Origin of the sequence: Arthrobacter sp. RCC_34 (assembly GCF_041360795.1) — a bacterium.
Classification (GTDB): Bacteria; Actinomycetota; Actinomycetes; order Actinomycetales; family Micrococcaceae; genus Arthrobacter_E.
Window position 1 is genome coordinate 378,400 of record NZ_JBFUPW010000001.1, and the last position, 12,700, is coordinate 391,099.

The 12,700-nt window shown below is 63.8% G+C and carries 11 protein-coding genes; all 11 read left to right on the forward strand.

The genetic code is table 11. From position 1 onward, the window contains the following. Window positions 1–75: 75 nt before the first annotated feature. The 11 genes from AB6732_RS01745 to rpsS all read left to right on the forward strand — a co-directional run bounded on the left by AB6732_RS01745 (window position 76) and on the right by rpsS (window position 12,668). On the forward strand, window positions 76–3,975 hold the full coding sequence (locus AB6732_RS01745; protein WP_370957799.1) for a DNA-directed RNA polymerase subunit beta': 3,900 nt from the start codon (window positions 76–78) through the stop codon (window positions 3,973–3,975). 481 nt (window positions 3,976–4,456) lie between these two features. Next, window positions 4,457–4,831 (forward strand): 30S ribosomal protein S12, encoded by a 375-nt coding sequence (gene rpsL / locus AB6732_RS01750; RefSeq protein ID WP_066211570.1) that lies wholly within the window; start codon window positions 4,457–4,459, stop codon window positions 4,829–4,831. A gap of 1 nt (window position 4,832) precedes the next feature. After that, window positions 4,833–5,303, forward strand: coding sequence for a 30S ribosomal protein S7 (rpsG, locus tag AB6732_RS01755; protein WP_066211568.1), 471 nt, complete (start codon window positions 4,833–4,835; stop codon window positions 5,301–5,303). Window positions 5,304–5,372: 69 nt separating this feature from the next. Beyond that, a complete protein-coding gene (gene fusA / locus AB6732_RS01760) occupies window positions 5,373–7,487 on the forward strand; it encodes an elongation factor G (protein WP_370957800.1) in 2,115 nt (704 codons plus the stop codon). A 224-nt stretch (window positions 7,488–7,711) separates the two neighbouring features. Continuing rightward, window positions 7,712–8,902 (forward strand): elongation factor Tu, encoded by a 1,191-nt coding sequence (tuf, locus tag AB6732_RS01765; RefSeq protein ID WP_066211563.1) that lies wholly within the window; start codon window positions 7,712–7,714, stop codon window positions 8,900–8,902. 700 nt (window positions 8,903–9,602) lie between these two features. Further along, window positions 9,603–9,911, forward strand: a complete 309-nt coding sequence (rpsJ, locus tag AB6732_RS01770; protein WP_003803825.1) for a 30S ribosomal protein S10 — start codon at window positions 9,603–9,605, stop codon at window positions 9,909–9,911. 17 nt (window positions 9,912–9,928) lie between these two features. Next, window positions 9,929–10,579 carry a 50S ribosomal protein L3 gene (gene rplC / locus AB6732_RS01775; protein ID WP_307497775.1) on the forward strand — a complete coding sequence of 217 codons (651 nt, stop codon included), beginning with the start codon at window positions 9,929–9,931 and terminating at the stop codon, window positions 10,577–10,579. Window positions 10,580–10,583: 4 nt separating this feature from the next. Further along, window positions 10,584–11,204 (forward strand): 50S ribosomal protein L4, encoded by a 621-nt coding sequence (gene rplD, locus AB6732_RS01780; RefSeq protein ID WP_370957806.1) that lies wholly within the window; start codon window positions 10,584–10,586, stop codon window positions 11,202–11,204. Beyond that, entirely contained in the window at window positions 11,201–11,506 is a 306-nt protein-coding gene (rplW, locus tag AB6732_RS01785; protein WP_370957808.1) for a 50S ribosomal protein L23, read from the forward strand. Before rplD ends, rplW begins: the two co-directional genes overlap by 4 nt. 28 nt (window positions 11,507–11,534) lie before the next feature. Beyond that, the gene (gene rplB, locus AB6732_RS01790; protein WP_066211552.1) at window positions 11,535–12,374 is read left to right on the forward strand and encodes a 50S ribosomal protein L2; all 840 of its coding nucleotides are present in this window, start codon (window positions 11,535–11,537) and stop codon (window positions 12,372–12,374) included. A 12-nt stretch (window positions 12,375–12,386) separates the two neighbouring features. Further along, entirely contained in the window at window positions 12,387–12,668 is a 282-nt protein-coding gene (gene rpsS / locus AB6732_RS01795) for a 30S ribosomal protein S19 (RefSeq protein WP_066211549.1), read from the forward strand. The last annotated feature ends 32 nt before the right edge of the window (window positions 12,669–12,700 follow it).

A 12,700-nucleotide genomic window follows, 5' to 3' on the forward strand; every position in this document is an offset into this window, starting at 1 on the left:
CGGCGGCTCCGGCCGCCGCTGCACCCCACCTCTTCCTGACAGTCAAGACTTAGAGACAAGAGAGAACAGGATTCCATGTCCAGCGAATCTTCCTTCGGCCTCATGCAGATCGGCCTGGCCACCGCGGATGACATCCGTGACTGGTCCTATGGCGAAGTCAAGAAGCCGGAAACCATCAACTACCGCACTCTGAAGCCGGAGAAGGACGGTCTTTTCTGCGAGAAGATCTTCGGTCCTTCCCGTGACTGGGAGTGCTACTGCGGCAAGTACAAGCGCGTGCGCTTCAAGGGCATCATCTGTGAGCGCTGTGGCGTCGAGGTCACTCGTGCCAAGGTGCGCCGTGAGCGCATGGGCCACATCGAGCTCGCCGCTCCCGTCACCCACATCTGGTACTTCAAGGGCGTTCCGTCCCGTCTGGGGTACCTGCTCGACCTGGCGCCGAAGGACCTCGAAAAGGTCATCTACTTCGCCGCCTACATGATCACCAGCGTTGACGAGGAGAACCGTCACGCCGAACTGCCGAACCTCCAGATCGAGCACGACGTGGAGAAGAAGCAGCTGATCGACACCCGTGACGCCGACATCGCGGCGATCGCCCGCGACCTCGAGGACGAGCTTGCCCGCCTCGAGGGCGAAGGCGCCAAGGCCGCCGACAAGAAGAAGGCCCGCGACTCCGCCGACCGCCAGATGGCGAACGTCCGCAAGCGTGCGGACGCCGACATCGAGCGCCTCGAGCAGGTCTGGGACCGCTTCAAGAACCTCAAGGTCGCCGACCTCGAAGGCGATGAGGGCCTGTACCGCGAGCTGCGTGACCGTTACGGCATGTACTTCGAGGGCTCCATGGGCGCCGAGGCGATCAAGAAGCGCCTCGAGACCTTCGACCTCGCTGCCGAGTCCGAGCTGCTGAAGGACATCATCCAGAACGGCAAGGGCCAGCGGAAGACCCGTGCGCTCAAGCGCCTCAAGGTCGTCAACGCCTTCCTCACCACGGACAACAGCCCTCTGGGCATGGTCCTGGACGCCGTCCCGGTGATCCCGCCGGAACTGCGCCCGATGGTGCAGCTGGACGGTGGCCGCTTCGCGACCTCCGACCTCAACGACCTGTACCGCCGCGTGATCAACCGCAACAACCGCCTCAAGCGTCTGCTTGAGCTGGGTGCTCCGGAGATCATCGTCAACAACGAAAAGCGCATGCTGCAGGAAGCTGTCGACAATCTCTTCGACAACGGCCGTCGTGGCCGCCCCGTCACGGGTCCGGGCAACCGTCCGCTGAAGTCCCTGAGCGAGATGCTCAAGGGCAAGCAGGGTCGTTTCCGCCAGAACCTCCTCGGCAAGCGCGTCGACTACTCCGGCCGTTCGGTCATCGTCGTCGGCCCGCAGCTGAAGCTGCACCAGTGTGGTCTGCCCAAGCAGATGGCCCTGGAGCTCTTCAAGCCGTTCGTGATGAAGCGCCTCGTGGACCTCAACCACGCACAGAACATCAAGAGCGCCAAGCGCATGGTCGAGCGTTACCGTCCGCAGGTCTGGGACGTGCTGGAAGAGATCATCACCGAACACCCGGTGCTGCTCAACCGCGCGCCCACCCTGCACCGTCTGGGCATCCAGGCCTTCGAGCCGCAGCTCGTGGAAGGCAAGGCCATCCAGCTGCACCCGCTCGTGTGCGCCGCCTTCAACGCGGACTTCGACGGCGACCAGATGGCTGTGCACCTGCCCCTGAGCCCCGAGGCCCAGGCTGAGGCGCGCATCCTGATGCTGTCCTCGAACAACATCCTGAAGCCGTCCGACGGCCGCCCCGTGACCCTCCCGTCGCAGGACATGATCATCGGTCTCTACCACCTGACCACCAAGCGTGTGGGCTCTGCTGGTGAAGGCCGGATCTTCTCCTCCGTCTCCGAGGCGATCATGGCGTTCGACGCGCGGGAACTCCACCTGAACTCCAAGGTGAAGATCCGCCTGGACAACTTCGTACCGTACGAAGGCTGGGAAGGCCCCGAGGGCTGGGAGCTGGGTCAGCCGGTGCTGGTCGAGACCTCCCTGGGACAGGTCATCTTCAATGACACCCTGCCCGCGGACTACCCCTGGGTCGAGGCAGTCGCCGACAAGGGCGAGCTCTCCCGGATCGTCAACGATCTGGCCGAGCGTTACCCCAAGGTCGTCACCGCCGCGACGCTGGACAACCTCAAGGACGCCGGTTTCTACTGGGCCACGCGCTCCGGTGTGACCGTCGCCGTGTCCGACATCGAGGTCCCGGCCGCCAAGCCGGAGATCCTCGCGGGCTACGAGGAGAAGGCCGCGAAGATCCAGAGCCAGTACGACAAGGGTCTGATCGACGAGGACGAGCGCCGTCAGGAGCTCATCGAGCTCTGGGGCAAGGCCACCGACGAGGTCGCCTCGGTCATGCGCAAGTCGCTGTCCCCGATGAACACCATCAACCGCATGGTGTCCTCCGGTGCTCGTGGTAACTGGATGCAGGTCCGTCAGATCGCGGGTATCCGTGGCCTCGTGGCCAACCCCCGTGGTGAGATCATCCCGCGTCCGATCAAGTCCTCCTACCGTGAGGGCCTGTCCGTGCTCGAGTACTTCATCGCGACGCACGGTGCCCGTAAGGGTCTGGCTGACACCGCCCTGCGTACCGCCAACTCGGGTTACCTGACCCGTCGTCTGGTGGACGTCTCGCAGGACGTCATCGTCCGCGAGGCCGACTGTGGCACCGAGCGTGGTCTGGTGACCCCGATCGCCCTGGTCGACGAGAACGGTGAGCTGCGTCTGGACGAGAACGTCGAGAACAGCGCCTACGCCCGCACCCTGGCCGTCGATGTCGTCGACGCCGATGGCAAGGTGCTGGCCGCCGGTGGCAGTGACTGCGGTGACGTCGTCATCGCCGAGCTGTTCGCCGCGGGCATCACCGAGGTCAAGGTCCGCTCCGTGCTGACCTGTGAGTCCACGGTGGGCACCTGCGCACTCTGCTACGGCCGTTCGCTGGCCACCGGCAAGACCGTGGACATCGGCGAGGCTGTCGGCATCATCGCCGCTCAGTCCATCGGTGAGCCCGGCACGCAGCTGACCATGCGTACCTTCCACACGGGTGGTGCCGTGTCCGCCGGCGGTGGCGACGACATCACCCAGGGTCTGCCCCGTATCCAGGAGCTCTTCGAGGCCCGCACCCCGAAGGGTGTGGCCCCGATCTCCGAGGCTGCCGGCCGCGTGAACATCGAGGAGGGTGAGAACTCGGTCCGCATCGTCGTCACTCCTGACGACGGCACGGAGGAGCTGGCTTACCCGATCCTGCGCCGTTCCCGTCTGCTGGTCGCCGACGGCGAGCACGTCTCGGTGGGCCAGAAGCTCGTCCAGGGTCCGGTGGACCCCAAGCAGGTGCTGCGCATCATGGGTCCCCGTGCCGCGCAGAAGTTCCTGGTGGACGAGGTCCAGGGCGTGTACCGCAGCCAGGGCATCGGCATCCACGACAAGCACGTGGAGGTCATCGTCCGCCAGATGCTGCGTCGCGTCACGGTGATCGAGTCCGGCGATTCGGATCTGCTGCCCGGCGAGCTCGCCGAGCGCGGCCGCTTCGAAGGCGAGAACCGCCGCGTGGTGTCCGAGGGCAAGAAGCCGGCCTCCGGCCGTCCCGAGCTCATGGGCATCACCAAGGCGTCGCTCGCCACCGAGTCGTGGCTGTCGGCCGCTTCCTTCCAGGAGACCACCCGGGTGCTCACCCAGGCGGCCATGGAAGGCAAGAGCGACCCGCTGCTGGGCCTCAAGGAGAACGTCATCATCGGTAAGCTCATCCCGGCCGGCACCGGCCTGCCGCGCTACACCGATGTCAGCGTCGAGCCGACGGAGGAGGCCAAGGCGAGCATCTTCTCCGCTCAGGCCTCGTTCAGCGACTTCTCCTACGACCCCATGGGTGTCGACGGTGGCAGCGAGTTCCATGCCATCCCGCTGGATGACTACGACCTCGGCGGCGACTACCGCTAAGGATCGCAGCGCATCTGATGCGTGACAGGGAGGGCCTCACCGGATTCCGGTGGGGCCCTCCCGCGTTTCCGCGGGCCGCGGCGCTCAGGACAAGGTGCCCGGCACTTCCGGTGCGGGGCCGACGACGGCGGCCAGGCGCCGTCGTCGTCGGACCCGGCGGGGAGCGGCGGGGGAGAGGGGAGTGCGGCCAAGCGGCAGGCCGCCCGCGATTCACGGGAGCAGTCGCCGCCGTGGTACAGTTGATCTGATTGATTTACGTGGCAGCGGACACCGTCCATGTTGTGGGGAACTTGCACAACGAATGCCACGATTTTGCATGCCTGGGGCCCTTGCGGATTATTCGGATCGGGGCCGGGTGTGCATCTCTTTGAAGTGCTTCGCCTTGGCGTTCCTGTGGTTCGGTCCGCAGACTGACAGGCCGGGGCAAAGCAAATGGGGAGCGGCTGGGAACGGCCGCTCCAGATGATGGAGAACACGAACAGTGCCTACTATTCAGCAGCTGGTCCGTAAGGGCCGCACGCCGAAGGTCTCCAAGACCAAGGCTCCTGCCCTTAAGGGCAGCCCGATGCGCCGCGGCGTCTGCACCCGCGTCTACACCACCACCCCGAAGAAGCCGAACTCGGCTCTCCGTAAGGTCGCCCGTGTCCGCCTCAACGGCGGCGTCGAGGTTACCGCGTACATCCCGGGTGTGGGTCACAACCTGCAGGAACACTCCATCGTGCTGGTGCGCGGTGGTCGTGTGAAGGACCTCCCCGGCGTTCGCTACAAGATCGTCCGTGGTGCCCTCGACACCCAGGGTGTGAAGAACCGCAAGCAGGCTCGCAGCCGCTACGGCGCAAAGATGGAGAAGAAGTAATATGCCTCGCAAGGGTCCGGCCCCCAAGCGGCCGCTCGTTTCGGATCCGGTTTACGGTTCCCCGCTGGTCACCCAGCTGATCAACAAGGTTCTCGTGGACGGCAAGAAGTCCACCGCCGAGCGCATCGTCTACGGTGCCCTTGAAGGTGCCCGCGAGAAGAACGGCAACGATCCCGTCGCCACCCTGAAGAAGGCCATGGACAACATCAAGCCGAGCCTTGAGGTCAAGTCCCGCCGTGTCGGTGGCGCCACCTACCAGGTTCCGGTCGAGGTCAAGCCGGGTCGCGCCACCGCGCTGGCCCTCCGCTGGCTCGTCGGTTACTCCAAGGCCCGTCGTGAGAAGACCATGACCGAGCGCCTCCGCAACGAGATCCTGGATGCCTCCAACGGTCTCGGCGCCGCCGTGAAGCGTCGCGAAGACACCCACAAGATGGCCGAGTCCAACAAGGCCTTCGCCCACTACCGCTGGTAAAAACACACGAACCGCCGCCGGCCTCCTCGGTCGGCGGCGGACGTGTTGTCCATCTCAAAGGGAGACACCGTGGCACAGGACGTGCTTACCGACCTTAACAAGGTCCGCAACATCGGCATCATGGCCCACATCGATGCCGGCAAGACCACTACTACGGAGCGCATCCTCTTCTACACGGGTGTGAACCACAAGATCGGTGAAACGCACGACGGTGCGTCCACCACCGACTGGATGGAACAGGAAAAGGAACGCGGCATCACCATCACGTCTGCCGCCGTGACCTGCTTCTGGAACAAGAACCAGATCAACATCATCGACACCCCCGGTCACGTGGACTTCACCGTTGAGGTTGAGCGCTCCCTGCGCGTCCTCGACGGCGCCGTCGCCGTCTTCGACGGCAAGGAAGGCGTTGAGCCGCAGTCCGAGACCGTGTGGCGTCAGGCTGACAAGTACAACGTCCCCCGCATCTGTTTCGTGAACAAGATGGACAAGCTGGGCGCTGACTTCTACTTCACCGTCGACACCATCATCAGCCGTCTGGGCGCCAAGCCGCTCGTCATGCAGCTGCCGATCGGTTCCGAGAACGACTTCATCGGTGTCGTGGACCTGCTCGAGATGCGTGCCCTGGTGTGGCCCGGCGATGCCAAGGGTGACGTGACTATGGGCGCCTCCTACGAGGTCCAGGAGATCCCGGCTGATCTGCAGGAGCGTGCCGAGGAATACCGCGCGCAGCTCGTGGAGACCGTCGCCGAGTCCTCCGAAGAGCTCATGGAGAAGTACCTCGAGGGCGAAGAGATCACCCTCGAGGAGCTCAAGGCCGGCATCCGCAAGATGACCGTCAACTCCGAGCTCTACCCCGTGTTCTGTGGCTCCGCCTTCAAGAACCGCGGTGTTCAGCCGATGCTCGACGCCGTCATCGACTTCCTGCCGTCCCCGCTGGACGTGCCCGATATGATCGGTCACAACCCGCGCAACGAGGAAGAGGAACTGGTCCGTAAGCCCAGCGCTGACGAGCCCTTCTCCGCTCTCGCCTTCAAGATCGCGGCACACCCGTTCTTCGGTCAGCTCACCTTCGTCCGCGTGTACTCCGGTCACGTCGAGGCGGGCGCCCAGGTGGTCAACTCCACCAAGGGCAAGAAGGAGCGCATCGGCAAGCTCTTCCAGATGCACGCCAACAAGGAGATGCCCGTCGAGGGCGCCACCGCCGGCCACATCTACGCCGCCATCGGTCTGAAGGACACCACCACGGGTGACACCCTGTGCGATCCGAACAACCAGATCGTGCTGGAGTCCATGAGCTTCCCGGAGCCCGTGATCTCCGTGGCCATCGAGCCGAACTCGAAGGGTGACCAGGAGAAGCTCTCCACGGCCATCCAGAAGCTCTCCGCTGAGGACCCGACCTTCCAGGTCTCCCTCAACGAGGACACCGGCCAGACGGTCATCGCCGGCATGGGCGAGCTCCACCTGGACATCCTGGTGGACCGCATGCGCCGCGAGTTCAAGGTCGAGGCCAATGTGGGCAAGCCCCAGGTCGCGTACCGCGAAACCATCAAGAAGGCCGTTGAGAAGGTCGACTTCACCCACAAGAAGCAGACCGGTGGTTCCGGTCAGTTCGCTAAGGTGCAGGTTTCCTTCGAGCCGCTCGAGACCACGGACGGCACCTTCTACGAGTTCGAGAACAAGGTCACCGGTGGCCGCGTTCCGCGCGAGTACATCCCCTCCATCGACGCAGGTATCCAGGACGCCATGCAGTTCGGCATCCTGGCCGGCTACCCCATGGTGGGTGTGAAGGCCATCCTGATCGACGGCGCTTACCACGACGTCGACTCCTCGGAAATGGCGTTCAAGATCGCCGGTTCCCAGGTGTTCAAGGAAGGCGCACGCCGTGCCAACCCGGTTCTGCTGGAACCGCTCATGGCCGTCGAGGTCCGTACTCCCGAGGAGTACATGGGCGACGTCATCGGTGACCTCAACTCCCGTCGTGGCATGATCCAGTCCATGGAGGATGCTGCAGGCGTCAAGGTCATCCGTGCCAACGTTCCGTTGTCCGAGATGTTCGGCTACATCGGTGACCTGCGTTCCAAGACGCAGGGCCGCGCGGTGTACTCGATGACCTTCGACAGCTACGCCGAGGTTCCCAAGGCTGTGGCTGACGAGATCATCCAGAAGAACCGCGGCGAGTAAGTTGTCGCACCCCGGTGGGGGAGGCCTTCGGGCTTTCCCCGCCGGCGTCGCGTGGCTTTCGGCAGCTCGCCGAGGGAGCCGCGACACTCAGGCCCCAGGGACCAACCGGCCCCTGAACCGCAATTTCATCAAAACCCCTGCCCCCAAGTAGACTTGTAGAAGTTCTGCCGCGACACCCGTAGCAGAGTCAGCACGTCACTTGAAAAATGTTCTAGGAGGAACCTGTGGCAAAGGCAAAGTTCGAGCGGACTAAGCCGCACGTCAACATCGGCACCATCGGTCACGTTGACCACGGTAAGACGACGCTGACGGCCGCCATTTCCAAGGTGCTGTACGACCAGTACCCGGATCTCAACGAGCAGCGCGACTTCGCTTCCATTGACTCTGCTCCGGAAGAGCGCCAGCGCGGTATCACCATCAACATCTCCCACGTGGAGTACCAGACCGAGAAGCGTCACTACGCACACGTTGACGCCCCCGGTCACGCTGACTACATCAAGAACATGATCACCGGCGCTGCTCAGATGGACGGTGCAATCCTCGTGGTTGCCGCCACTGACGGCCCGATGGCTCAGACCCGCGAGCACGTTCTGCTCGCCCGCCAGGTTGGTGTCCCCTACCTGCTGGTCGCGCTGAACAAGTCCGACATGGTCGAGGATGAGGAACTCCTCGACCTCGTGGAGATGGAAGTTCGTGAACTTCTGTCCTCGCAGGACTTCGACGGCGACAACGCTCCCGTCATCCGCGTCTCCGGTCTGAAGGCTCTGGAAGGCGACCCCAAGTGGGTTGCTTCCGTCCAGGAGCTCATGGCCGCCGTCGACGAGTCCGTTCCGGACCCGGTTCGTGACCGTGACAAGCCGTTCCTGATGCCGATCGAGGACGTCTTCACCATCACCGGTCGTGGCACCGTGGTGACCGGCCGCGCCGAGCGTGGCACCCTCGCCATCAACTCCGAGGTCGAGATCGTCGGCATCCGCCCGGTCCAGAAGACCACGGTCACCGGTATCGAGATGTTCCACAAGCAGCTCGACGAAGCATGGGCCGGCGAGAACTGTGGTCTGCTGCTCCGTGGCCTCAAGCGCGACGATGTCGAGCGTGGCCAGGTTGTGGTGAAGCCGGGTTCCATCACCCCGCACACCAACTTCGAGGCCAACGTCTACATCCTCTCCAAGGATGAAGGCGGCCGCCACAACCCGTTCTACTCGAACTACCGCCCGCAGTTCTACTTCCGCACCACGGACGTCACCGGCGTGATCACCCTCCCCGAGGGCACCGAAATGGTCATGCCTGGCGACAACACCGAAATGAGCGTTGAGCTGATCCAGCCCATCGCCATGGAAGAGGGCCTCGGCTTCGCCATCCGTGAAGGTGGCCGCACCGTTGGTTCGGGTCGTGTGACCAAGATCATCAAGTAGTCACTGACTGATGATTTCCGGCTGATGCCGGTGTGAAGGCCCCGCTGCTTCGGCAGCGGGGCCTTTGCTGTTAATGCCCGCGTGTGGGCCAGAGGATCGCCGAGCTGAGTGCGGCCTCCTCGGCAGGCGGGGAGCGGCCGACGGCGCCGTTCAGAGGCGCTTGAACCGGCCTGGGTGGTTTCTCCCGGCTCTGAGCTGCGCACTGTGCTGCTGGGCCGCACTTGTGGGCGGCGCTGGGCGTCGTGAGGGGACTACTGGAGCGCGGACGTCACCAGTCGGCGTCGGCCCCCAAGGTGCATTGAGGGCGCCGCGGTAGGGCGCGAGGCGGGTCCTGCGCAGGTCCGCGTGGAGGCCGATTCGCTATTCCCTTCCAGATGCGCCATACTTGAAGGGTTGTTCAAGCGCCCCTTCGTGCCCCGATCCGGATAATGCCGGGTGTCAGGGACCAGGCTGGGGACCAAACATGACCAATCCATCCACTGAGAACGGTGTGACGCGTCCAGAATCTGGCCGACACGCCCGACCGCGTGGGTCGGTTGCTCCGGTGGGTTGAGGAACCCGGGTCCAACTCGGATTCAGCTCATGCGGAGAGCGGTAGTCACGACTTCAAATGCCTCGGCAGCCGCACATAACAGCAAAGAGATGCGAATAGCGGTCCTGATCACTCAGGACTGAACCTAATGAAAGAGAGTCAGGCGACATGGCGGGACAGAAGATCCGCATCCGGCTGAAGTCATATGACCACGAGGTCATTGATGTTTCGGCACGGAAGATCGTTGAGACGGTCACGCGCGCAGGCGCAACGGTAGTCGGCCCGGTGCCGCTGCCCACGGAGAAGAACGTTTACTGCGTTATCCGTTCTCCCCACAAGTACAAGGACAGCCGTGAGCACTTCGAAATGCGTACTCACAAGCGTCTGATCGACATCATCGACCCCACGCCGAAGGCTGTTGACTCGCTCATGCGTCTCGACTTGCCGGCCGACGTGAACATCGAAATCAAGCTCTAGGGAGGTGCTGAGAGACTATGACCGCAACCCGCAACGTTAAGGGCCTGCTGGGCACGAAGCTCGGCATGACCCAGGTTTGGGATGAGAACAACAAGCTCATCCCCGTGACCGTCGTCCAGGCCGACTCCAACGTCGTCACCCAGCTGCGTAACGCAGACACCGACGGCTACACCGCGGTTCAGATCGGCTTCGGCCAGATCGACCCGCGCAAGGTCACCAAGCCGCTCGCCGGCCACTTCGACAAGGCCGGCGTCACCCCGCGCCGCCACGTCGTCGAACTGCGCACCGCTGACGCCGAGAGCTACGAGCTCGGCCAGCAGCTGTCCGTGGAGCTCTTCGAAGCCGGTCAGAAGATCGACGTCGTCGGCACCACCAAGGGCAAGGGCTTCGCCGGTGTCATGAAGCGTCACGGCTTCCACGGTGTCGGTGCTTCCCACGGTGCTCACAAGAACCACCGCAAGCCCGGTTCCATCGGTGGCGCATCCACCCCGAGCCGCGTCTTCAAGGGCCTGAAAATGGCCGGCCGCATGGGCAATGTCCGTCACACCACGCTGAACCTCACGGTTCACGGTGTCGACGCAGAGAAGTCGCTGCTCCTGATCAAGGGTGCCGTTCCCGGCGCCCGCGGCTCGGTCGTCCTCGTACGCACCGCCGTGAAGGGAGCCTAGTACCATGGCCAACACCATCAAGGTTGACCTGCCCGCCGAGATCTTCGACGTTCAGACCAACGTGCCGCTGCTGCACCAGGTCGTCGTCGCGCAGGTTGCTGCTGCTCGTCAGGGCACTCACAAGACCAAGTCCCGCGGCGAAGTCGCCGGTGCCGGTCGCAAGCCGTTCAAGCAGAAGGGTACCGGCCGCGCCCGTCAGGGTTCCGTCCGTGCTCCTCACATGACCGGTGGTGGCGTCGTCCACGGCCCGACCCCGCGTGACTACTCGCAGCGCACCCCCAAGAAGATGAAGGCTGCTGCTCTCCGTGGCGCCCTCTCCGACCGCGCTCGTAACGGTCGCATCCACGTGGTGGAGTCCCTGGTTTCCGGCACCACGCCGAACACCAAGGACGCACGCGCCGCGCTGAAGGCGATCTCCGACCGCAAGAACCTGCTCGTGGTGATCGACCGCGCCAACGATGTTGCTGCACTGTCCGTGCGCAACCTCGTCGAGGTTCACGTTCTGTACGTCGACCAGCTCAACACCTACGATGTGCTGATCTCCGACGACGTGATCTTCACCAAGGACGCCTTCGACGCCTTCGTTGCCGGTAAGGACAACAAGACCGTGGAGGAAGCCAAGTGAGCGCCGTCTTCAACAAGGACCCGCGTGACGTCATTCTCGCGCCCGTGGTCTCCGAAAAGAGCTACGGCCTGATCGACGAGGGTCAGTACACCTTCCTGGTGGACCCCCGCTCGAACAAGACCGAGATCAAGCTGGCCGTGGAGAAGATCTTCTCCGTCAAGGTCAACACGATCAACACCATCAACCGTGCCGGTAAGCGCAAGCGCACCAAGTTCGGATGGGGGCAGCGCAAGAGCACCAAGCGCGCGATTGTCACCCTGAAGGAAGGCACCATCGACATCTTCGGCGGTCCGCTCGCGTAGCGGAGACCACTTTAACGAGGAATAAATTATGGCAATCCGCAATTACAAGCCGACCACCCCGGGCCGTCGTGGCTCGAGCGTGGCCGACTTCAGCGAAGTAACTCGCTCGACTCCGGAAAAGTCGCTGCTGCGTCCGCTCACCAAGAGCGGTGGCCGCAACAACACCGGTCGTATCACCACCCGTCACAAGGGTGGTGGCCACAAGCGCCAGTACCGCGTGATCGACTTCCGTCGTCACGACAAGGACGGCGTGAACGCCAAGGTCGCGCACATCGAGTACGACCCCAACCGTACGGCTCGTATCGCGCTCCTGCACTACGTTGATGGCACCAAGCGTTACATCATCGCTCCCAACAAGCTCTCCCAGGGCGACATCGTGGAGTCGGGTCCGAACGCTGACATCAAGCCCGGCAACAACCTGCCGCTGCGCAACATCCCGGTCGGTACCGTGATCCACGCAGTTGAGCTCCGCCCCGGTGGCGGCGCCAAGATGGCCCGCTCCGCCGGCGCCTCCGTGCAGCTCGTGGCTCGTGAAGGCCGTTTCGCCCAGCTGCGTCTGCCGTCCGGTGAAGTCCGGAACGTCGACGTGCGCTGCCGCGCAACCGTCGGCGAGGTCGGCAACGCCGAGCAGTCGAACATCAACTGGGGCAAGGCCGGCCGTATGCGCTGGAAGGGCGTCCGCCCGACCGTGCGTGGTGTGGCCATGAACCCGGTTGACCACCCGCATGGTGGTGGTGAAGGCAAGACTTCTGGTGGCCGTCACCCGGTCAACCCGAACGGCAAGCCTGAGGGTCGCACCCGCCGCCCCAACAAGGAAAGCGACAAGCTCATTGTGCGTCGTCGTCGTACCGGCAAGAACAAGCGATAGGAGCCTGGAAACATGCCACGCAGCCTGAAGAAAGGTCCTTTCGTTGACCAGCACCTCTTCGTGAAGGTCGCCAAGGAGAACGAAAAGGGCACCAAGAACGTCATCAAGACGTGGTCCCGTCGCTCGATGATCATCCCGGACATGCTGGGTCACACGATCGCCGTGCACGACGGACGCAAGCACGTGCCGGTTTTCATCACGGAGTCGATGGTCGGGCACAAGCTCGGCGAATTCGCCCCGACGCGGACTTTCCGCGGCCACGTGAAGGACGACCGCAAGGGCAAGCGCCGCTAGGCGCCTGACCTCGGTCTTAAGACGAGAGAAGG

Excerpts from the sequence above, each read along its gene's own strand:
- AB6732_RS01745 (WP_370957799.1), top strand. The coding sequence starts at position 76 with ATGTCCAGCGAATCTTCCTTCGGCCTCATGCAGATCGGCCTGGCCACC.
- rplD (WP_370957806.1), top strand. The coding sequence starts at position 10,584 with ATGGCCAACACCATCAAGGTTGACCTGCCCGCCGAGATCTTCGACGTT.
- rplB (WP_066211552.1), top strand. The coding sequence starts at position 11,535 with ATGGCAATCCGCAATTACAAGCCGACCACCCCGGGCCGTCGTGGCTCG.
- rplC (WP_307497775.1), top strand. The coding sequence starts at position 9,929 with ATGACCGCAACCCGCAACGTTAAGGGCCTGCTGGGCACGAAGCTCGGC.
- rpsS (WP_066211549.1), top strand. The coding sequence starts at position 12,387 with ATGCCACGCAGCCTGAAGAAAGGTCCTTTCGTTGACCAGCACCTCTTC.
- rpsG (WP_066211568.1), top strand. The coding sequence starts at position 4,833 with ATGCCTCGCAAGGGTCCGGCCCCCAAGCGGCCGCTCGTTTCGGATCCG.
- rpsJ (WP_003803825.1), top strand. The coding sequence starts at position 9,603 with ATGGCGGGACAGAAGATCCGCATCCGGCTGAAGTCATATGACCACGAG.